This is a genomic window from Streptomyces sp. NPDC029014 (assembly GCF_055564695.1).
On sequence record NZ_JBVHVT010000123.1, the window covers coordinates 1 to 19,960 of the forward strand.

General features: G+C 73.9%; 18 protein-coding genes. 13 read left to right on the forward strand and 5 right to left on the reverse strand.

Features of this window, described 5'->3' with window-relative positions; translation table 11 throughout:
• Together ACZ4VL_RS37565 and ACZ4VL_RS37570 are read right to left on the reverse strand one after the other, a co-directional pair.
• Window positions 1–889, reverse strand: an 889-nt coding sequence (locus tag ACZ4VL_RS37565) for an RNA polymerase sigma factor (RefSeq protein ID WP_468209580.1), incomplete at its 3' end; no start/stop codon positions are given.
• Window positions 890–894: 5 nt separating this feature from the next.
• On the reverse strand, window positions 895–1,257 hold the full coding sequence (locus tag ACZ4VL_RS37570; RefSeq protein ID WP_468209540.1) for a YciI family protein: 363 nt from the start codon (window positions 1,255–1,257) through the stop codon (window positions 895–897).
• Window positions 1,258–1,499: 242 nt separating this feature from the next.
• On the opposite strand from ACZ4VL_RS37570, the gene ACZ4VL_RS37575 reads away from it, so the two are divergent.
• From ACZ4VL_RS37575 to ACZ4VL_RS37595, 5 genes are all read left to right on the forward strand, one after another.
• Window positions 1,500–2,876: an AMP-binding protein gene (locus ACZ4VL_RS37575; protein WP_468209543.1), complete on the forward strand. Its 1,377-nt coding sequence runs from the start codon at window positions 1,500–1,502 to the stop codon at window positions 2,874–2,876.
• A 547-nt stretch (window positions 2,877–3,423) separates the two neighbouring features.
• Entirely contained in the window at window positions 3,424–4,560 is a 1,137-nt protein-coding gene (locus ACZ4VL_RS37580; RefSeq protein WP_468209544.1) for a bifunctional DNA primase/polymerase, read from the forward strand.
• 26 nt (window positions 4,561–4,586) lie between these two features.
• Entirely contained in the window at window positions 4,587–6,179 is a 1,593-nt protein-coding gene (locus tag ACZ4VL_RS37585) for a DNA primase family protein (protein ID WP_468209583.1), read from the forward strand.
• Window positions 6,176–6,571 (forward strand): DUF6009 family protein, encoded by a 396-nt coding sequence (locus ACZ4VL_RS37590; RefSeq protein WP_468209547.1) that lies wholly within the window; start codon window positions 6,176–6,178, stop codon window positions 6,569–6,571. The genes ACZ4VL_RS37585 and ACZ4VL_RS37590 overlap by 4 nt, the downstream gene beginning before the upstream one ends.
• 291 nt (window positions 6,572–6,862) lie before the next feature.
• Window positions 6,863–8,383: an FAD-dependent monooxygenase gene (locus ACZ4VL_RS37595; protein WP_468209549.1), complete on the forward strand. Its 1,521-nt coding sequence runs from the start codon at window positions 6,863–6,865 to the stop codon at window positions 8,381–8,383.
• Here the strand turns inward: ACZ4VL_RS37595 and ACZ4VL_RS37600 are convergent.
• Window positions 8,376–9,038, reverse strand: a complete 663-nt coding sequence (locus ACZ4VL_RS37600) for a ScbR family autoregulator-binding transcription factor (protein WP_468209551.1) — start codon at window positions 9,036–9,038, stop codon at window positions 8,376–8,378. The genes ACZ4VL_RS37595 and ACZ4VL_RS37600 overlap by 8 nt on opposite strands.
• A 136-nt stretch (window positions 9,039–9,174) precedes the next feature.
• On the opposite strand from ACZ4VL_RS37600, the gene ACZ4VL_RS37605 reads away from it, so the two are divergent.
• A complete protein-coding gene (locus tag ACZ4VL_RS37605; protein ID WP_468209553.1) occupies window positions 9,175–10,020 on the forward strand; it encodes an SDR family oxidoreductase in 846 nt (281 codons plus the stop codon).
• 65 nt (window positions 10,021–10,085) lie between these two features.
• Here ACZ4VL_RS37605 and ACZ4VL_RS37610 read toward each other — a convergent pair whose 3' ends face one another.
• Window positions 10,086–11,078 carry a ScbA/BarX family gamma-butyrolactone biosynthesis protein gene (locus ACZ4VL_RS37610; protein ID WP_468209555.1) on the reverse strand — a complete coding sequence of 331 codons (993 nt, stop codon included), beginning with the start codon at window positions 11,076–11,078 and terminating at the stop codon, window positions 10,086–10,088.
• Window positions 11,079–11,528: 450 nt separating this feature from the next.
• Here ACZ4VL_RS37610 and ACZ4VL_RS37615 point away from each other — a divergent pair, with 450 nt between their 5' ends.
• The 6 genes from ACZ4VL_RS37615 (at window position 11,529) to ACZ4VL_RS37640 (ending at window position 17,617) form a co-directional block, all read left to right on the forward strand.
• The gene (locus ACZ4VL_RS37615) at window positions 11,529–12,149 is read left to right on the forward strand and encodes a ScbR family autoregulator-binding transcription factor (protein ID WP_468209558.1); all 621 of its coding nucleotides are present in this window, start codon (window positions 11,529–11,531) and stop codon (window positions 12,147–12,149) included.
• A 239-nt stretch (window positions 12,150–12,388) separates the two neighbouring features.
• A complete protein-coding gene (locus ACZ4VL_RS37620; RefSeq protein WP_468209560.1) occupies window positions 12,389–13,234 on the forward strand; it encodes an AfsR/SARP family transcriptional regulator in 846 nt (281 codons plus the stop codon).
• 88 nt (window positions 13,235–13,322) lie between these two features.
• Window positions 13,323–14,012 (forward strand): ScbR family autoregulator-binding transcription factor, encoded by a 690-nt coding sequence (locus ACZ4VL_RS37625; protein WP_468209563.1) that lies wholly within the window; start codon window positions 13,323–13,325, stop codon window positions 14,010–14,012.
• Between the two features lie 33 nt (window positions 14,013–14,045).
• Window positions 14,046–14,900: a phosphopantetheine-binding protein gene (locus ACZ4VL_RS37630; RefSeq protein ID WP_468209566.1), complete on the forward strand. Its 855-nt coding sequence runs from the start codon at window positions 14,046–14,048 to the stop codon at window positions 14,898–14,900.
• Between the two features lie 33 nt (window positions 14,901–14,933).
• Window positions 14,934–16,799 carry a beta-ketoacyl [acyl carrier protein] synthase domain-containing protein gene (locus ACZ4VL_RS37635; protein WP_468209569.1) on the forward strand — a complete coding sequence of 622 codons (1,866 nt, stop codon included), beginning with the start codon at window positions 14,934–14,936 and terminating at the stop codon, window positions 16,797–16,799.
• The gene (locus ACZ4VL_RS37640) at window positions 16,796–17,617 is read left to right on the forward strand and encodes a 4'-phosphopantetheinyl transferase family protein (RefSeq protein ID WP_468209572.1); all 822 of its coding nucleotides are present in this window, start codon (window positions 16,796–16,798) and stop codon (window positions 17,615–17,617) included. The genes ACZ4VL_RS37635 and ACZ4VL_RS37640 overlap by 4 nt, the downstream gene beginning before the upstream one ends.
• A gap of 125 nt (window positions 17,618–17,742) precedes the next feature.
• Here ACZ4VL_RS37640 and ACZ4VL_RS37645 read toward each other — a convergent pair whose 3' ends face one another.
• Window positions 17,743–18,774 (reverse strand): AfsR/SARP family transcriptional regulator, encoded by a 1,032-nt coding sequence (locus tag ACZ4VL_RS37645; protein WP_468209574.1) that lies wholly within the window; start codon window positions 18,772–18,774, stop codon window positions 17,743–17,745.
• Window positions 18,775–19,018: 244 nt separating this feature from the next.
• On the opposite strand from ACZ4VL_RS37645, the gene ACZ4VL_RS37650 reads away from it, so the two are divergent.
• The gene (locus ACZ4VL_RS37650) at window positions 19,019–19,840 is read left to right on the forward strand and encodes an AfsR/SARP family transcriptional regulator (RefSeq protein ID WP_468209577.1); all 822 of its coding nucleotides are present in this window, start codon (window positions 19,019–19,021) and stop codon (window positions 19,838–19,840) included.
• Window positions 19,841–19,960 lie beyond the last annotated feature (120 nt).

Below are 19,960 nucleotides of genomic sequence, written 5' to 3' on the forward strand. Positions count from 1 at the left end.
AGCCGGAGCGGCGGAGATCATCCCGCCCGCCGAACATTCGGCGATCTACGCGCCCCCCCCCCCCCCCCCCCCCCCTCCCTCCCCTCCCCCCCCCCCCCCCCCCCCCCCCCCCCCCCCCCGGGCCGGTACGCGCCGGACGGCGTGCGTCCGTGAGCAGCATCAGGGCGAGCAGGCCGGCCGTCTCGGCGTCGTCGGGCAGCAGACGGTGCAGCATCCGGGTCAGCCGGATCGCCTCCGCGGACAGCTCGGGCGCCGTCAGGTCGGGGCCGCCGGTCGCGGTGTAGCCCTCGTTGAAGACGAGGTACAGCACGTGCCGTACCTCGGCGAGCCGCTCGGCGCGCTCCGCGCCGCCCGGCGGCGGGACCAGGGCGGCCGTGGACGCCTTGACGGTCTGCTTGGCGCGGCTGATGCGCTGGGCCATCGTCGTCTCGGGCACCAGGAACGCGGCCGCGATCTGCCCGGTGGTCAGGCCGCCCACCGCGCGCAACGTCAGGGCGATGCGGCTCGCGGGCGACAGGTCCCGGTGGCAGCACAGGAAGAGCAGTGCGAGCGAGTCGTCCCGGTCCGCGGCGGCATCGGCGTCGGCGGCGGGCGCGAGCAGGGCGGCCTGCGGGGTGGCCAGGGCGAGCGCGTCCTCGCGGCGCCGGCGGGCCGCCTCGCTGCGCACCTCGTCCACGAGGCGGCGGGAGGAGACCGTGACCAGCCAGCCGCGCGGGTTGTCCGGCAGCCCCGTCTCCGGCCAGCGCGTGGCCGCGGCGAGCAGTGCCTCCTGCACGGCGTCCTCGCAGGTGTCGAAGGCACCGCGGCCGTGGCGGCGGACGAGGGCCCCGAGGACCTGCGGCGCCAGTTCGCGCAGCAGGTCCTCGGTCGCGCGGGGGAGGGCGGGCAGACCGGTCACAGGTCCGCCGAGGCCTCGTGCAGCACCGGCCACAGCTCCACCGGGTCCACATCGGCGAACGGCATGTCCGCGGCGATCCGCTGGGCCTCCTCCAGGCTTTCGCAGTCGAGCAGGTAGAAGCTGGCCACGTACTCCTTGGTCTCCAGGTACGGGCCGTCGGTGACCGCCGGGGCGCCGTTCTCGCGGCGTACGAGCTGGGCGGCGGCCGCGTCGGCGAGGCCGTACGCGCCGATCAGGTGGCCGCTCTCGCGGTACTTGCGGTTGAACGCGTCCTGCTGGGCGATCGCCTCGGGCCAGGCCTCGGCGGGGAAGGAGTCCCACTTGGCCTGGTTGCCGTAGATCATCGCGACGTACTTCATGTCCGGGTGTCCTTCCCGTCGTGCGCGCCCCTTCGGCGTGCTCTCACCCTTCGGTCGGAGCGGGGCGAGGGGTCTCGACATCCGGCGGCGAATTTTCCTGAAGTTTCTTCGCCGGGCCGCTGCGCCGGCCCCGATGATGATCAACTTAGGGCCGGGGGCCGCACCAGGCCACCCCCGGCGGCATAGCCTGGGCTCCCGGACCGCCGGGTGAGGGGACGTGACGTGATCACAGGAGGCAGGGCGTGCTGACCGCACTGGACGGGGTGTACGGGGACCGCAAGGACGCGATCTGCGTCGCGGGGCGGACCGCCTCGTACGAGGAACTGCTCGCCGCGGCCCGGGTGGTGGCCGCCGACGTGGCCGGGGCGCCGGCGTTCGCGGTGACCGCGACGGCGTCGCTGGAGACGGTCGCCGCGGCGGTCGGCGGGCTGCTGGCGGGGGTGCCGTTCGTACCGCTGCCGCCGGATGCCGGGGCCGCGGAGCGGGAGCACATCCTGCGGGACTCCGGGGCGGTCCTCGTCGACGTGGACTTCGCGCGGCGGTCCTCGGGCTCCGCGGCCCACGACGGCCCGGGCGGCGGACCCGGGGATCCGGCGCTCGTGCTGTACACCTCCGGGACCACGGGCGCGCCCAAGGGCGTCGTCCTGACCGGCGAGGCGATCGCCGCCGACCTCGACGCCCTCGCCGGCGCCTGGCAGTGGAGCGCGGAGGACACCCTCGTGCACGGGCTGCCGCTGTTCCACGTGCACGGACTGGTGCTCGGTGTGCTCGGGGCCCTGCGCACCGGCAGCCGCCTCGTGCACACCGGGCGGCCGACGCCCGAGGCGTACGCGGCGGCCGGCGGCAGCCTGTACTTCGGGGTGCCGACGGTGTGGTCCCGGATCGCGGCCGAGCCGGAGGCGGCCGGCGCGCTGTCCGGGGCGCGGCTGCTGGTGTCGGGCAGCGCGGCCCTGCCCGCGCCGGTCTTCCGGGACCTGGAACGGCTGACCGGGCTGCGGCCCGTGGAGCGCTACGGGATGACGGAGACGCTGATCACGGTGAGCGGGCGGGCCGGCGGCGAGGTGCACCCCGGGACGGTCGGCACGCCGCTGCCGGGCATCCGCACCCGGATCGCGGCCGAGCCGGGCGCGGAGATCGGGGAACTCCAGCTGACCGGGCCGACGCTGTTCCAGGGGTACCTGGGACGGCCGGAGGCCACGGCGGCGGCGTACACGGAGGACGGCTGGTTCCGTACCGGCGACATCGCGGCCGTCGACGCGGCGGACGGGGTGCACCGGATCGTGGGCCGGGCCTCCATCGACATGATCAAGTCGGGGGGCTACCGGATCGGCGCGGGGGAGATCGAGAACGCCCTGCTGGACCACCCGCGGGTGCGCGAGGCCGCGGTCGTGGGCGTACCGGACACCGACCTCGGGCAACGGATCGTCGCGTTCGTCGTCGCCGAGGGGGTGACGGGAGCCGAGCTGACGGACTTCGTCGCCGCGCACCTGTCGGTGCACAAGCGGCCGCGCGAGGTGCGGTTCGTCGCGTCGCTGCCGCGCAACGCCATGGGCAAGCCGCAGAAGAAGCTGCTGCTGGCGGGGGAGCCGGGCGCGTCGGGCGAGGGCGCCGCGGGGTGAGCCCCCTGCCGCGGTGATGCGTGCGCCGGGGTGGGCGGTAGGTGAGCGGCCGCCCCCCAGACGAGCACCCGCAGGCACGGGGACCTCGATGCGCGCTGGGGTCCCGCTTGAGGCGACCTCAAGTCCCGCGGTGGGGGAGGGAGCGGGGCCGGGGGCGGCCACCGGGGTGCAGCGACCCGGCCGGTCGCTGGGTAGCTGTCCGGCCCTGGGGTTAAAACCCCAGGTCAGAGGCTGTGTCCGGGAGGGGGAGCGACCGAAGCGACCCGGGGTTCGGATATATGAAGACATTCCTGCGTGCGCGTGTGTGCGTCATAGAGGGCGAACTTGAGTCGCTTCAGTCGCTTTTCGACTCGGCGCAGGGCCCTGACCTGTGGTTCTTCCGGGCTAGTGTGGCAGCGACCGAAAGGGCGGCCGGTCGCTGGCACGGAGATTTCGGGTCCTGTCGAGCACGCGCCGCGTGCGTGGGGTTCAAGGGGTTCCTGTGGCACCGACCTTCGTCAACGTATGTCCGTCATTGAGTCGCTTCAGTCGCTGATAGGGGATGGGAATGGCTTCTGAGCTGCTCGTTTCGCCCAGCGACTCACGTATGTCCGCCTCCGGCCGGGAGGCCGCCGGTCGCTCCTTCGCCACCGCCCGCTGGTGCGCCGACCAGGGATGGCCCGTCCACCCGCTCGCCGCGGGCCGCAAGACGCCCGTGGCCAACTGCGAGGACTGCCGGGCCCCGGGCCACGGCTACCGGGACTGCGGTTGTCTGCGGTCCGGTCGCCGGTGCCACGGGTTCCGGGCCGCCACCCTCGACCTCTCCCGGATCGCCCGTTGGTGGCAGACCGATCCCGAGCTCGGCGTGGGCGTCGCGTGCGGCCCCGCCGGCCTGGTCGTCATCGACATCGACGCGCACGAGCGCCCCCTGCCGGACCGCAGTCGGCTCCTGCCGGGCATCCCGGTGCCCGACGGCGTCGACCTGACCGGACTCGCCGACGGCTTCCACACCCTCGGCGTGCTGGCGGCCCTGCGGGGCGAGCAGCACCCGGCGCACGACACGGCGACCCTGCGCGTGCGCACCCCCTCGGGCGGGCTGCACGTCTGGTACCGGGCCCGGCGCGACCAGCGCTGGCAGTGCTCCACCGGCTCCGGCGCCGGCCGCGCGCTGGCCTGGCAGGTCGACGTACGGGCGCACGGCGGCTACGTCGTCGCCCCCGGCACCGTGACCGCCGCCGGCACGTACACGCCCGTCGGCGGCGCACGCGAACCCGCACCGCTCCCCGGCTGGCTGGCCCGCGAGCTGGAGCGCACCGGGCACCTGCCGCCCGCCGAGGTGCCCGCCCCGCGGCCCCTACCGCCCAGGGGCCGGCAGGCCGTTGCCGCCGTCCGGGGCGGCAACGGGAGTCTCGGCGGCCACGGCGGTGGTCCGGTCCGGGTCCTGGCGACGGTGCTCGCCGTGGTGGCCGACTGCGCCGCCGTGCCCGAGGGGGCTGCGTTCTCCGAGAAGCTCAACCGTGCCGCGTACACCGCCGGCGGTTTGGTCGGCGCCGGGCTGCTCACCGAGTCCGAGGCCGCTCGGGCCCTCCGCGCCGCCGCCGAGTACGCCCGCCCGGGCCAGGAACGCCGCTCCCTCGCGATCATCCGCAGTGGTCTGGGCGCGGGCCTGCGCCGTCCGCTGACGCCCCGCGGAGGACACCGGTGACCCCCGATCAGAAGCCGGGCTCCGACATGGTGTCGGGCGTTTTCGACGCCCGGGCCGTCGCCGAGCAGATCCTGGCGCTGCAGGTCGCCCCGGCCGCGACGGCTGCGACGATCCCGGCCGCGACGATCCCGGCTGTGCCGCCGGCCGTTCCCCCGGCTGCGATGCCGGCAGCCTCTGCGGTGGTGTCCCGGTCCGGGACGGCCTCCGTGTCCCCGGCCGTCGGCGGGGCGTCCGTCACGGCCCACGGGCTGCTCCCGGACACGCTGACCGACCGCGGCAACGCCAAACTGTTCGTCAAGCTGTACGCCGACGACTACCGGCACGTCCCCGGCCTCGGCTGGTACCGCTGGGACAGCACCCGCTGGCAGGCCGACGAGGACGACACGGTGCTCTGGGCGGCCGGGGACCTGGCCGAGTCCATCGCCACCACCGACCCGCACGGCGTCCACACCCCCTCCGCCCTGCACCAGCACCGCCGCCGCGCCCTCAGCACCAGCGGCATCAACGCGATGCTGACCCAGGCCAAGTCGGCCCCCGGGATGATCCTGAACGCGGCCCGCCTGGACGCCGATCCGTATGCCCTGTGCACCCCCGGCGGCATCGTCGACCTGTTCACCGGGCACCTGCGGGCCCCCGTCCCCGGCCGCGACCTCCACTCCCGGTCCACCACGGTGGCGCCCGAGGGGATCCCCACGCCCCGCTGGGACCGCTTCCTCGCCGACACCTTCGGCGACGGGCCGGAGGGGGCGCAGATGATCGGCTTCGTCCAGCTGATGCTCGGCTACTCCATCACCGGCGACGTCGGCGGCCAGGTCATGCCGTTCCTCTTCGGCTCCGGCAAGAACGGCAAGTCCGTCCTGCTGGACGTGCTGATGAAGCTGCTCGGGGACTACGCCGACGCCGCGCCGCCCGGATTCCTGATGGCCCGCCCGTACGAGGGCCACCCCACCGACCTCGCCGAACTGCACGGCCGCCGCGTCATCGTGTGCAGCGAGGTCAAGCCCGGCGACAAGTTCGACGAGGCCCGCGTCAAGCTGCTCACCGGCGGCGACCGGATCAAGGCCCGACGGATGCGGCAGGACTTCTTCAGCTTCGAACCCACGCACAAGCTGTGGCTGCTGGGCAACCACCGCCCGGAGGTCGGCACCGGCGGCTTCGCGTTCTGGCGGCGCATGAGGCTGATCCCGTTCGAACGCGTCGTGTCCGACGACCGCAAGATCGACAACCTGGCGGACATCCTGGTGACGGAGGAGGGCTCCGGCATCCTCAACTGGCTCATCCGGGGCGCCGGCCGCTACCTCGGCGGCGACAAGGACCTCACCGGGCCCGAACGCGTACGGATCGCGACGACCGCGTACGCGGAGACCGAGGACCACACCGGACGCTTCCTCGGAGAGGCCTGCCGACTGGCACCGGACCTGCGGGCGGAGCAGGCGCAGCTCTACGCCGCCTACCGCGGGTGGTGCCAGAACGAGGGCGCCCCGCCCGTCTCCTCGCGGGGGTTCGCGGCCCGCGTCCGCGAGACGGTGGGGCTCGCGTCGCCCAAGGAGATGATCCTTTCCAACCAGCGCAAGTACTACCCGGGCATCGGCTTGCTCGCGCACGAGGAGACCGCATGAGCGCCCTCATCACCGAGGACGAGATCGTCCACGAGGTCGAACTCGTCTGGCTCGAGGACGTCGGCGGCCTCGACTACGTCCGGCAGAGCCTGGACCGGCTGCCGACCCGGCGCGGAAGGCCCGCCTACCACCGCGACGGCCGCATGGTCGGCTACGCCCTGCTCGGCCCCGGGGCCAAGCCGTCCCGCTCCTCCGGGACCTTCCGGCGGCGGGTGTTCTGGCTGCTCCCGCACGACCGGGACAGCGCGCCCGAGGGGCTGTACGCCACGGGGGCGCCGGCCGAGGCCGTGGACGCGCGGACACTGGCTCCGGGCAGCAAGGGCCGCAAGACCGAGCGGTCCGAGGGCGGGCCTTGCTCGTCGTTACTGCACGGCGGGCCGCCGCTGTCGTAACGGGGCGGCGGCAGGGGCCCGGGCCGTGGCCCCGTGGCCGAGGCCGGTCCGGTCCGGTCCAGTCGCCCTGCCGTGCCGCTGAGGCCCGAATCCGTCCCGGTTCCGGCCGGTGGCGCGTCCGTGCCTGCGCATTACAAAAGAACCGTCCATCCGGTATATTTTCGGCCGCGGCGGGATGGCGCCGTCGGGGAGATACGCCGTCCTGCCACCTTTCACGTATGCGGGGGCCGCGGGAGCGTACGGCCGCCCGCCCAGGGGACGGAACCAGGGGGACGTGCGGTGCAGGCGGACGTGGCGATCGTCGGGGGCGGGCCGGTCGGCCTGCTGCTCGCGGCCGAACTGGCCGGGTACGGGGTCGACACCGTGCTCCTCGAAGCGCGGGTCGAGCCGTCCGAGCGGCCCAAGGCGACCACCCTGCACGCCCGGGCCGTGCAGAGCCTGGCCCGGCGCGGCCACCTGCCGCCCGACGTGTCCCCGTACGCGGGCGGCAGCAGCCCCTTCCACTTCGGCGGGCTGCCCGGGCTCGTCATCACCGCGCCGCCGGGCGAGCCGGAACCCATCCTCAAACGCCCCCAGGTGCAGCTCGAACGGCACTTCGAGCGCCGCGCCCGCGAGGCGGGCGCAACGATCCTGCGCCGGCACCGGGTCACCGGGACCGACCAGGACGACGACGGGGTCACCGTCCGGGCGGAGGGGCCGCAGGGCCCCGTGACCGTCACCGCCCGGTACCTGGTCGGGGCGGACGGGGCGCGCAGCGCGGTCCGCGAGCAGGCGGGCATCGCCGCGGACACCCACCCGGCGACGGTGGCGGCGCTGGCGGGCACCGTCCGGCTCCGGGAGGCCGGATCCCTGGCCGACGGCTGGCACCGCACCCCGCGCGGCTGGATCGTGGCCAAGACCGACGCAGCGGGCGGCACCACCCACATCCGTACGCTCGACTGCGCCGCCGCCCACCCCGACCGGCACCGGGAGCCGACCCCGGAGGAACTGCGGCGGGAGGTGGCGCGGATCGCCGGGCGCGAGATCGCGATGGAGGACTCCCGCTGGCTCACCCGCTTCAGCGACTTCACGCGACTGGCCCGCAGCTTCCGCGCCGGGCGGGTCTTCCTGGTGGGCGACGCCGCGCACGTGCACTTCCCGATCGGCGGCCAGGGCCTGAGCACCGGGGTGCAGGACGCCCTCAACCTGGGCTGGAAACTCGCCCTCGCGGTGCGCGGGGCGGCGGGCGAGGGCCTGCTCGACACCTACGACGCGGAGCGCCGGCCGGCGGCCCGGCGGGTCGTCGACAACACCCGGGCCCAGCTCGCGCTGATGCGGCCCGGGCCGGAACCGGACTCCTTGCGGGAGGTGTTCGCCGGCCTGCTGGACACGGACCGGGACACCGGGTACCTCACGGGCATGATCAGCGCCCAGGACACGGTGCTCCCCGCGCGCACGGGGAGCACCTCACCCGGAGAGGGAACGTTTCTGTACAACGCCGCGCTCGGCACGCCGACAGGCGCGACCGACGTCATCGCGCTGCTGCAGGACGGCCGCCCCCTGCTCCTGCTGCTGGGCGAGGACGACGGCGACGGGGGCCACCTCTACGAGGCCCGGGACCGGGCAGGACTGCTGCAGGTGGTGCGTGCCGGGGCCACCCCCCACGTGCCGTACGAGGCGCTCCTCGTACGGCCCGACGGGTACGTCGCGTGGACCCCGGGCGGTACCGGGCTCGCCGAAGCGCTCCGCGCGTACGTCCGGCGGAGCGCGGGCGGGAGAGCGGCAGCCGCACCGGCCGCCGAGGCGGCGGCCGGCACCGGACGGCTCAGCTGACCGAGGGTTCCAGCGCGTCCGCCACCGCGAGGGCCTCGGTGTAGACGGCGCGCCCGCGCGTCTCGGCCAGGTCCAGGGAGGCGAGGACCGAGGGGAGCGTCATGCTGGGCAGCAGGTGGCGCAGGAGTGCGGAGATCCTGGCCGGCAGGTCCGCGTAGTCGCTGACCGCCTGGGACATGGACTGGATGCCGGCGAACGAGCCCACGAAAACGTCGGCGCTCTCCGACGGGACGACGTGGGGCAGCAGCTCGCCCTGCGTCTTGGCCTTGGTGAACATGTCGTTGCAGACCTCCGCCCAGCGCAGGAACGGGCCGCTGCGGTCGAGGCCCGGCTGCTGGTCCATGGACAGCCGCACTCCGGCGCGGACCAGCGGGTCGGTCTGGAGCCGGTAGGCGTGGAGCATGACCACGTCCACCATTTCCTGCACCTTGGACTGCCGTTCGGGCACCGTCAGGCGCTGGTCCTGCTCGGCGAGCACCCCCTGGGCCAGGTCCTCCTTCGACTGGAAGTGGAAGTACAGGGCGCCCTTCGTCACCCCGGCTGCCGTGAGGATCTCGGAGATGGTCGCGGCCTGGTAGCCGCGGCTCTCGAAGACCCTCGCGGCAGCCATGAGGATGGTCTGGCGCGTGCGGATGGCTCGTTCTTGTTCGGCCATGTAGTGCCTCCTCCAGGAGCGTCTCGAACCGGCGGAGGGTTCCAATGAGTAAAAACCGCGCAGTACGTATCTTACAGCGGGTAACGGGCTTCGACAGATGTAGTCCGCGGAATGAGTCAAGTTCGGAGGGAAGTTCATGATCCTTGTCACGGGCGCCACGGGCACGATCGGACGGGAAGTGGTCCGCCGACTACCGTCTGACCTGGCAATCCGCATCATGGCCAGAGAACCGGCGCGCGTCACGGGCGCTCCGGGAACGGCTGAGATCGTGCGCGGCGACTACGCGGCTCCTGCGTCGCTGGAGCGCGCCTTGAGCGGCGTGAGGGCCCTCTTCCTGGTGACCACCCGCGTCGGAGAAGACGACGGCCCGATCATTCGGACCGCGCGGTCTGCTGGGGTGCGGCACGTGGTGAAGCTCTCCGCCGCCGCCGTCGAGGACCCCGGGGCGACCGATCTCATCACCCGGTGGCAGCGGGTGAACGAGGAACTGCTGTGCGGCTCCGGGATGGAGTGGACCCTGCTGCGCCCCCGGTCGTTCATGTCGAACACGCTGTCCTGGGCGGCGTCCATCCGTGAGGAGGGGGTCGTGCGGGCGCTGTGGGGGACGTCGGCGAACGCGTGCGTGGACCCCGGCGACGTTGCGGAGGTCGCCGTGCGAGCCCTGACCGAGCACGGTCACGCGGGGCGGGCCCACACCCTGACCGGCCCGGAGGCCGTCACGGCGGTCGAGCAGACGGCCCGGCTCTCCGAGGTGCTCGGGCGCCGGATCCGGTTCGAGGAACTCAGCCCGGAGCAAGCCCGCAGCGGCCTGGGCAGGCGGTATCCCGAGCCCGTCGTCGAGGCGCTGCTGGAGAGCGCACGGCGGCAGCGTGAGGGGGCGAAGGCGCAGGTGAAGACGACGGTGCAGGACGTTACGGGCCGCCCGGCCGCATCGTTCAGGACCTGGGCGCGAGGGCAGCGCGGGGCGTTCGCAGGAGCGTGACGAAAAGTGACGGCTGTGATGGCTGTGATGGATGTGATGGCGGCGGTGACGGTCGGTACCACCGCTCACGCGGCGGCGGCCGTCACGGTCGAGGTGAAGCACAGCTCGCCGTCCTGATGTCCGGACACCAGCACGCGGCGCCGGCCGTCGGGCAGCAGCTCCGGCACGGTGCCGGCCTCGATCGTGCAGGGGGCGCTCAGTTCGACGTACCGCTCGAAGCCGCAGGCGACGTTCAGCGGGAGGAGGGAGGAGCGCCCCAGGACGGCGGCCGCGGCCTGGCGGGAGGCCTCGACCAGCATCATGCCGGGGACGTGGTCCACCGGGTGGTCGAAGAGCACCGGGTGGCGGGTGTCCACCCGCAGCCGCCAGCGGTTCGCCTCGCCGACCGGGGACAGGACCACGTCGACCGGGGAGGTGCGTCCCACGCTCTGCGGGGCCGCCGGGGCCGTCAACGGGAGCGGACGCTGGTAGCCGTGCAGGTGCTCGCCGCGGACCCGCTCGTAGGCGGCCGGGTTGGTGCAGGTGAACGCGACTGCGCCGGTCGCGGCGAGCTGCCCGTCGCGCAGGACCGCCGCCTCGTAGCGCAGACCTGCCAGTTCGCCGCTGCCGCGCCGTCTGATGTGGGTGCAGGTGACCTCGATGTCGAGGCTCGCGGGGGTCTGGCGGACCAGCAGGTGCTCGGGGTCCACGGAGACCTCCATGTTCCACATCAGGAACCGGTGGCCGAACGGGACGCCGAACTCGGCGTGCGCCAGGAGGTAGCCGACCTGGCGGATCGTTTCGGTGGCCATCAGCGGGTCGTACTGGCCGTCGACGGGCGTGAAGAAGTTGTGGCCGCGGGGCCACTGGGCGGCCACCCGGAAGTGCGTGTCGTCGTGACGTTCCCAGTCGGTGAGCATGACCTCCGCGACGGCGGCGCGGTGCACGAGTTCCTTCGGTACGGAGGCCGTCAGCGTCGGGTAGCGCAGGGCGGCGAGACTCAGCCGCGACTTGGCGCCGTGCTCCGCCCGGTAGTTCTCGGTGGTCGGGCGCTCAACGTGGAACGTACTCGCAGACATCGTTCCCCCAATGGTCTGTGCGAGGTGGCTGTGGGGTTCCCCCTGGCCGGGAAAGATACATACCAACCGGTTTAATTTCTAGTGTTGATCGGCTTCTCGCGCATAGATTGCGGAGTCTTTTATTCCGATTCGCCTGGTACTCCCCGTTGCCCGGAGGCCGCGCCCCTGCTCTTGCGGGCGCCTTTCGTCAGGCTTGTCAGCTGCGGGGAAGGGGGGACATCGAGCCGTTCTTGAGCGGTGGTTGCGGGGATGGGGGGCGATCGGGGCCAACATCCCCGTCCCGGCGGTGTCTGAAAGAGGTGGGATGTCCGTCTCCCCGTTAGAAACCGCATGGACGGTTTTGTTACAGTGCGCTGCCGATGGTTGCTGCCCCCTTCCGGCGCGGCGGCCAGCACGACTCCGGCCTGCCTTCGGCAAGCACGGCCCCCTCACGCACCCACGGAGCAGTCGATGGCCAAACAGGAACGCGCACTGCGCACCCGGACGACCCTGATCGGTGCCGCGGCCGAGATATTCGATCGGGAGGGCTACGCGGTGGCGTCCCTCACCGCGATCAGTTCGCTGGCCGGCGTCAGCAACGGGGCCCTGCACTTCCACTTCGCCAGCAAGACGGCCCTGGCGGACGCGGTCGAGACCGAGGCGCTGACCCGCCTGGTCGACCTCATGGGTGACTCGCCCCCGTCGGGGGCGGGGCCGGTCCAGCCCCTCGTCGACGCGAGCCACCGACTGGCCCGCGCGCTGCGCACCGACGTGGTGCTGCGGGCCGGCTTCCAGCTGGGCGGTGAGGTGTCCCGTGCGCCACGGCACGACCTGCGCCAGTACTGGCGGGACTGGGTCGAGGCGGCGCTGGGGCGGGCCGGGGCGGAGGGCGGACTGCGCCCGGAGGTGGCCGTCCCGGACGCCGTGACGGCGGTGGTCGCCGCGACCGTCGGTCTCGAGGTGCTCGGGGCCCGCGACGAGGGATGGCTCTCGGAGGCCGCGGTCGCCCGGCTCTGGCGGCTGCTGCTGCCGACGCTCGTGCCTGACGAGGTCGTACCCGTCGAGGCGCCCCGTGCAAGCAGCACACTCTAGAGACCTTCAGGTCTTTTTCTAGTGGTGGTCGGGGTCGATCCGGCACGCTGCGAGGGGGTCATGTGGGTGCCGCGGCGACCTTGATCAACCCCTCGCTGAGCAAACATGCAGGTCAAACGGCTGTTTGGCGGACTGCAAGCATCTTGATCAAGAAAAACAGCCCGGTCGGTTTTCTATTGACAAACCGCCCGTCCTGTTTTTTACTGAGGCAAGCGAATCCACGGACAGGGGAGTACGGCGTGGACATCGAAGTTCTGGGCACACTGGCCGTTCGGGAGCAAGGAGTCTCCGTAACGCCCACCGCACCGAAGCCGCGGCAAGTGCTGGCGCTCCTGGCGCTCCATGCCGACCAGGTGGTCCCGGTGTCGGCCCTCATCGAAGAGCTGTGGGCGGGAGCACCGCCGCGCAGCGCCCGCACCACGCTGCAGACGTACGTCCTGCAGCTGCGGGCCCTGATCGCGAACGCGCTGGAACAGGTCGCGGCCGCCGGCGAGGGAGCCGGCGCCGACACCGCCCGACGTACCGCCAAGGACGTGCTCGTCACGCTGCCCGGCGGCTACCTGCTCAACAGCGGCGGCGGCACCAGCGACGTCCGCGAGTTCGACCGGCTCGCCGGCACGGGCTACCGGGCCATGGACGCCGGGGACTTCCCCAGGGCCGCCCAGGTGCTGCGCGAGGCGCTGTCGCTGTGGACCGGCCCGGCCTTCGCCGACGTACAGAGCGGCATCCAGCTGGACATGGAGGCCCGCCGGCTCGAGGAGACCCGGCTGTGCGCCCTCGACCAGCGCATCGAAGCCGACCTGCGCATCGGCCGGCACCGCGAACTGCTCGCCGAACTGACCGTACTGGCCAGTCGCTACCGCACCCACGAGAACCTGCACGGCCAGTTCATGCTGGCCCTGCACCGCTCCGGCCGCCGCAGCGAGGCCCTCGACGTCTACCAGCGGCTGCGCCAGACCCTCGTGCGCGAACTCGGCCTCGAGCCCTCCGCCGCACTGCGCAGGCTCCAGCGCTCGATCCTCATGGCCGGTCCCGACGGCCCGGCGGCGGAAGCCGGCAGCGAGCGACTCGTCCGCGTGGGCTGAGATGGCCGCACGCGACACCAGGAAGGCGGCCGCGGACCGGCCGGCAGGTCGGACGCGCGCCCTCACCACAGGCCGAGGAGGCAGGGCCGTGCAGGAGAGGTCGGAGCGGACCCGCAGGAAGCTGGTGCACGCGGGAGCCGAGATGTTCCACCGCAACGGGTACGCCAGCGCCACGCTCGGGGAGATCGCCGCGGCCGCCGGCGTGACCAAGGGCGCCCTGTACTTCCACTTCGCCTCCAAGGACGAACTGGCGGAGGCGGTCCAGCGGCACGGGCGCGAGCTGCTGCACGAGTCGGTGCGCGCCACGCGCGCATCCGGGGCCTCCCCGCTGCAGACCCTGGTCGACACGACGCACTGGCTGGCCCGCACCCTGCGCGAGGAGCCCGCGATCCCGGCGGGCTTCCGTATCACCAAGGAGTGCGCGGGCCTGCCACAGCCCGCCACCGACTTCCACCGGATCTGGCTGGACGCGGTCTGCGAGCTGCTGCGCCAGGCCCGGGACGCCGGCGAACTGCGCGCCGGGCGCTGGGAGAGCATCGAATCGCTGGTCGCCGCGGCGGCCTGCGGGATCGAAGCGCTGGCCGGCACCGGAATGCCCCACGCCGAACTGCAACGCCGCGTATCGGGGCTGTGGTCGCTGCTGCTGCCCTGTCTGGTGCCCGAGGGCACCGAGAAGAACTTCCGCACCGGGCCGCCGGAGGACCCGGGCCCCGACCCGGTCCGCGGAGGGCCCCCCGGAGGGCCGGCAGCGGCCGGAGTCCTCGGGCAGACCGTGTGACCGCGCTCCACCAACGGCCTGGAGAAGCCACCGATGACGAATGACCTTCCTGCGGACGTGCTGACGGACCTCATCGGCGTGCTCGGCGACGTCCTGCGGGTCAAGCCGGAGAAGATCGACCCCGAGCAGACCTTCCAGTCCCTCGGGCTCGACTCGATGCTCGTCGTGGAGTTCGTGGCCGTCGTCAACACGCGGTACGGACTGCGGGTGCTGGCGACCGACCTGTACGACCACCCGACCCCGGTGTCCTTCGCCCGGGAGGTCAAGCGGGCCGCTGGCGGCGCGACCGCGGTCGTGGCCGAGCCCGCGTACGCGACCGCACCCGCTCACGCGTCGACGCCCGCGTACGGTCCCGCGACCACGTACCACGCGCCACCCGCTGCCGGTCCTGCGTCCGCGTACGTGCCCTCGCCCGCGCCCGCATCCGTGCCCGCCGGGGGCACCGCGGCTGCTCCGCAGATCGCCGAGGTGCTGCGCGAGCACCTGGCGTCGATCCTGTGCTGCCAGGCCGGGGAGATCGACCCGGCCGCCGCGTTCAACGTGCTGGGCGTGGACTCCATCGTGGGCGCGGAGTTCATCGCGGTCGTCAACCGCGTCTTCGGCCTCCGCGAGCGGTCCGTCCTGCTCTACGAGCACCCCAGCCTCGCCGCCGTGGCGGCCTACATCGCGGCCCGCACGGGTGCGGGGCCGGCCGCCCGGCCCGCCTCCGTATCCGCGCCCGCGCCCGCGCCCGCGCCCGCGCCCGTGTCCGCGCCCGTGTCCGCGCCCGAACCGGCCGCCCCCGTACGACCGCTGCCGGTGGGCGACCTCGACGTCCTGCTGGACGCCGTACGGGACGACCGGCTCACCGTGGACGAGGCGGTCCTCCTCCTCGCCCGCCGCAGCTGAACCTGCACCACCCCCCTGAAGGAGCGCGTCCAGATGGACGAGAAGGAAGTCCTGACCCGTTTCAAGAACGGCCATCTGGACCGCGCCCATGCAGCCGCGCTGCTGGCCGGTTGCGCGGGCCCGCGCACGGCGCAGCCCGCCCAGGACGGGCCGGCCGCGGGCGCTGCAGGGCCGGCCGCCGCGGAAGGCGTCGCCGTGGTCGGGATGGCCGGACGCTATCCGGGCGCCCCCGACCTGGCCTCCCTCTGGCACCGTACGCAGGCGGGCCTCGGCGGCGACTCCGCGCCGCCGCCCGGCCGCCCCGGCGACGAGCGGGGCCACTACCTGGAACGCGTCCAGGACTTCGACGCGGAGTTCTTCGGCATCGACCCGGACGAAGCCGCGCTGATGGACCCCCAGGAACGCCTGTTCCTGGAGGCCGCGTGGGAGGCCCTCGAGGACGCCGGGTGCACCGGCAACCGCCTCGACGCCCTGACCGCCCCGGACGGCACGCCCCGCAGCGTCGGCGTCTTCACCGGCGCCGGTACCGGCGACTACGCCCTCCTCGCGGCCCGGACCTGGACCCGCGAGCGGCCCCTGCCGATGCCCCGGAGCGGCCAGTGGAGCCTGCCCAACCGGCTCTCGTCCCTGCTCGGCCTCACCGGCCCCAGCCAGTGCGTCGACACCGCCGAGTCCTCCGTCCTCGTCGCCCTCCACCACGCACTCGCCGCCCTGCGGGCCGGCGAGTGCGCTGCCGCGCTCGTGGGCGGGGTCCACCTGCTGCTGCACCCCGCCGGCCGCCGCCCCGGAGCCGGCGAGGGCGTCGGTGCAATACTGCTCAAGCCCCTGGAGCGGGCCCTGGCCGACGGGGACACCGTCCACTGCGTGATCCGCGGCAGCGCGGTCGGCCACACCGCCCCCGACCCCTCGACCGCCGGCCCCGGCCGCCGGTCCCGGGCCGCGACGGCCCTGCACGAGACCTGCGCCGCCGCGCCTGCTGCGTCCGCCGCGCCGGCCGCGCCCGACGCCCCGGCACCGCGCGTGCTGCGTGCTGCCCTGCGCGCGGCCGCGGTCGACGGCTGCGGCATCGCCGTCCGCGAAGACGCCGCGTCCGTCCGCGACCTCGTCGGCGCGGCCGGAGCCGCCACCGGAGCCGCGGCGCTCACCCTGGCCGTGCTCCGGCTGCGCCACCGGGCGCCGGCGCCCGGCCGCGACGCGGAGGACGGGACCCCCGACGGCGGTCCCGGCACGCCCCTGCGCGCCCGGGTCGGCGTACGCGGAGCAGGCGGGGTGGACGCCCACGTCATCCTGGAGGAGTACGTCCCGCCCGCGGCCGCCGCGGCCGCGGCCGCCGCCGCCGACACCGCCGCCGCCGACACCGCCGCCGCCGACACCGGCGACGCCCCGGAGGGGGACCGGACGCCGGCCGGCCAAGAGCTGTTCGTGCTGTCCGCGCCGACCCCCGCCCATCTGGCGGCCACCGCACGGCGGTTCGCCGCACTGCTCGCCGGCCCCGGCCCGGTACCCCCGCTCGGCGCACTCACCCGTGCCCTGCGCACCGGACGGGCCGCCATGGACTGCCGGTTCGCGGCCGTCGTGGCCGACACCGACGAACTGGCCGACGCCCTGCAGCGGCTCGCCCGGGGCACCGACCCCTGCGCCGACCTGCGCGACGGCGGCGCCGACCTCCTCGCGCTCGGCGGCCTGCCCGAGACCGACGGCTACCTCGCCGCGCTCTGGCAGGCCGGGCACCTCGCGCAGCTGCGCGGCCTGTGGCTGTCCGGACTGGACGTCGACTGGGCCGCGCTGGAGCGCACCCCCGGCGCGGGCGCCGTGTCCGTACCGCTGCCCGCGTCCGCGTTCCTGCGGACCCCGCTGTGGATCGGCGGCGGGGGAGAGGGCGAGGGAGAACCGGCATGACCACACTGAGCGCCTTCCCCGCGGAGCCCGGCGGGAGCGGGGCCGCCCCCGTCAACCTGTGGTTCTGCCCCAACGAGGACCTCGCCCCCGGGATCGCCGCCACCCTCGCCTCGTACTGGCTGGACGAGCACGAGCAGGAGGTCGCCGGCCGGTTCCTCTTCGAACGCGACCGTCGGCAGTACCTGGTCGCGCACGCCCTGGTGCGCCGCGTCCTGGCCCTGGAGACCGGCATCCCCGAGGCCGAGGCCATCATCTGGCGCTCCTCCCGCGGACGCCCCTTCCTCCAGACGCCGACCGGAGGACTTCCCCGCGGCGCCGGCACCCTCGACTTCAACCTCTCGCACGCCCACGCCTACAACCTGCTGGGCGTTTCCCGCGAGCTGCGCATCGGCGTGGACGTCGAGCGGCTGGACCGCGGCGAGCGCGGGCTCGACAGCATCATCGTGACCTTCTCCGCCGAAGAGCAGGAGTGGATCGTCCGCGCCGCCCCGGGGCGGCCGCGCGACCGGCGCGCCCTGCGGCTGTGGACGCTGAAGGAGGCGTACTCCAAGGCCCGCGGCCTCGGGCTCGGCCTGTCCTTCGACTCGTTCGTCTTCACCCTGGCCGAGGACGCGGGGGTGCTCTCCTTCCGCCCGCCCGCCGACGATTCGGCGGCCCGCTGGCGCTTCCTGGAGATCGAGCCGGTGCCCGGGGTGCTGGCGGCGGTGGCGGTGGAGGTCGATCCCGCCCGGTTGCCGGCCGTGCACCTGCACCACGGATTCCCGTGGGGGCGCGCCGCGCCGCACCGTATCGCCCTGCCCGAAACCGCCGGGGTGTGATCCCCGCGATCCCTTTTCCGCCCGGCCGTCGGATCCTTCCCCGGCCGTGAATACGGGCCGCCCGGAAATCCCGTCGAGAACGTCTCGAACGGAATTCCGGGCGGTCGTGCGTGGGGGGAATGCGGTCAGTGCGCGGCGGGGACCGGGAACACGACCGGGGAGACGGGAGCCGCGGTCGACCCGGAAGCCGCGAAGGCATCGGACAGCGCCGCCAGCCGGCGCGCCAGCTCCTGTTGTTCCCGCCCGAGGACGTCGATGCGCTCCCGGAGCCGGGCGATCTCCCCGCCCAGGTCGACAGGGGGCGCCGCTGCCGTGGCAGAGGCCGCCCCTGAGCTGCCCGCGGGCACGGCAGGCCAGGGCCGGTCCAGCTCGGGGTCCCGGCACAGGATCGCCTCCATGCGGGCCCGCAGGGCCGGCCCGGGACCGACCCCGACCTCGGCCAGCAGCCGCTGCCGGGCCCGCTCGTAGACCCCCAGTGCCTCGGCCGGCCGGCCGCACCGGTACAGGGCGAGCATCAGCAGGTCGTGGAACCGCTCCCGGGTGGGATGGGCCGCCGTCAGCCGTTCCAGCTCCTCGCAGGCCTCCGCGTGCCGGCCGCTGCGCAGCCCCGCCTCGTGGTAGGCCTCCAGGGCGGTCAGCCGGCCCTGCTCCAACCGCTCCGCCTCGCGGGCGCAGACGTGCCCCCGCCCACTGCCGTCCAGCGCGGGGCCGCGCCACAGTTCCAGGGCCCGGTGGAGCAGTTCGACGGCGTGCGCCGGGTCGGCGACGACCGCGGCCCGGCCCTGCTCGCAGAGCCGGTGGAAGCGTTGGACGTCGGTGCTCGCGGAGCCGGTCCGCAGCCGGTAGCCCAGCGGGTGGGTGGCGATCAGGGCGCGGGCGGGGCCGTCCCCGCCGGCCCGCGGCAGCTGCCGGCGCAGCCGGGCCACGTGGGCCTGGAGCGCGTTCGCCGCGTTCGCGGGCGGCCGCTCCCCCCACAGCTCGTCGATGAGCCGCTCGGTGGAGAGCACCTCCCCGCCCCGAACGGCCAGAGCGGCGAACAGCGCCCGCTGCTTGGCCCCGGAAGGCACGGTCAGCGTGCCCGACCGGTGGTCGTACAGCTCCACGGGGCCCAGCAGGCGGAACTCCAGGCAGCTGCTTTCCGGCGGGTCCCAGTGCATCGGCGACTCCTCCCAGCGATCCGGTGGGAATCCCGGAAAGACCTGCGCGGCCGGGCGTCGAATTGCGCTCCGACCGTCATTCTCGCTAGGAAATCTAGCATTTCGTCCGACGGTCGAAAACGGTCCTGTTGGAGGCCCGCTCGACAAGGACTAGAGGCAGCCGGGACTTTACCCTGTGCCCCGCTACTGTGCTTTGGTCGAAGGCTTGTAATCGACGGGAACTCGACGACATACGGAGGAAACCGTGAAGATTCAGGTTCTGGGTCCGTTGAGTGCCGAAGTCAACGGGGGATCCATCGTTCCTACGGCCGGCAAGCCGCGCCAGATCCTGGCGTTGCTCGCGCTCTACCCGGGGCGGGTGATGCCCGTACCGACTCTGATGGAGGAGGTCTGGGGCACCGATCTGCCGCAGAGCGCGCTCACCACCCTGCAGACCTACATCCTGCAGCTGCGCAGACGGCTCGGTACGGCCATGGGGCCGGGCGACCCGAGCGTGGCCAAGGAAGTCCTGGCCACCCGGCACGGCGGCTACGTCCTGCAGATACCCCAGGAGAGCGTGGACGTACACGAGTACGAGGGCCTCGTGGCCGACGGGCAGAGCGCGTTCGAGGAGGGTCACGACGAGCGCGCCGCCACCAAGCTCCGCCAGGCGCTGGCGCTCTGGCAGGGCCCGGCACTGGTCGACGTACGCGTGGGCCCGATCCTCGAGATCGAGGTCATGCGGCTGGAGGAGAGCCGGCTCATGACCGTCGAGCGGCGCATCGACGTCGACCTGCGGCTCGGCCGGCACGCCGAACTGATCGCCGAGCTGACCGAGCTGATCGCCCGGCATCCGGAGCACGAGGGCCTCCACTCGCAGGCGATGGTGGCGCTCTACCGCTCGGGCCGCCAGGCCACCGCGCTCGACGTGTACCGGCGACTGCGGGTCCGCCTCATCGAGGAGCTCGGGGTCGAGCCCTCGCCGCAGCTGCAGCGCCTGCACCAGGCGATGCTGACGGTCGATCCGGCCCTGGACACGGCGGCGGGCCCCCGACGGGGCTCCACCTTCGACCTGTACGCGGCCTGATCCGCCCTAACCCGAACCGGAACCCGAAGCCGGACGCGGGGGGGGGGGGGGGGAGAGAGGGGGGGGGGGGGGGGGGGAGAAGCAGCCCCCGCCCCCCCCGGGCTCTCACGGGGCCTGGTC

Bases quoted from the DNA above. Each gene is read 5' to 3' on its own strand.
- ACZ4VL_RS37570 (WP_468209540.1), bottom strand. From the start codon at position 1,257: ATGAAGTACGTCGCGATGATCTACGGCAACCAGGCCAAGTGGGACTCC.
- ACZ4VL_RS37580 (WP_468209544.1), top strand. From the start codon at position 3,424: ATGGCTTCTGAGCTGCTCGTTTCGCCCAGCGACTCACGTATGTCCGCC.
- ACZ4VL_RS37585 (WP_468209583.1), top strand. From the start codon at position 4,587: ATGGTGTCGGGCGTTTTCGACGCCCGGGCCGTCGCCGAGCAGATCCTG.
- ACZ4VL_RS37590 (WP_468209547.1), top strand. From the start codon at position 6,176: ATGAGCGCCCTCATCACCGAGGACGAGATCGTCCACGAGGTCGAACTC.
- ACZ4VL_RS37600 (WP_468209551.1), bottom strand. From the start codon at position 9,038: ATGGCCGAACAAGAACGAGCCATCCGCACGCGCCAGACCATCCTCATG.
- ACZ4VL_RS37605 (WP_468209553.1), top strand. From the start codon at position 9,175: ATGATCCTTGTCACGGGCGCCACGGGCACGATCGGACGGGAAGTGGTC.
- ACZ4VL_RS37610 (WP_468209555.1), bottom strand. From the start codon at position 11,078: ATGTCTGCGAGTACGTTCCACGTTGAGCGCCCGACCACCGAGAACTAC.
- ACZ4VL_RS37615 (WP_468209558.1), top strand. From the start codon at position 11,529: ATGGCCAAACAGGAACGCGCACTGCGCACCCGGACGACCCTGATCGGT.
- ACZ4VL_RS37630 (WP_468209566.1), top strand. From the start codon at position 14,046: ATGACGAATGACCTTCCTGCGGACGTGCTGACGGACCTCATCGGCGTG.
- ACZ4VL_RS37635 (WP_468209569.1), top strand. From the start codon at position 14,934: ATGGACGAGAAGGAAGTCCTGACCCGTTTCAAGAACGGCCATCTGGAC.
- ACZ4VL_RS37640 (WP_468209572.1), top strand. From the start codon at position 16,796: ATGACCACACTGAGCGCCTTCCCCGCGGAGCCCGGCGGGAGCGGGGCC.
- ACZ4VL_RS37645 (WP_468209574.1), bottom strand. From the start codon at position 18,774: ATGCACTGGGACCCGCCGGAAAGCAGCTGCCTGGAGTTCCGCCTGCTG.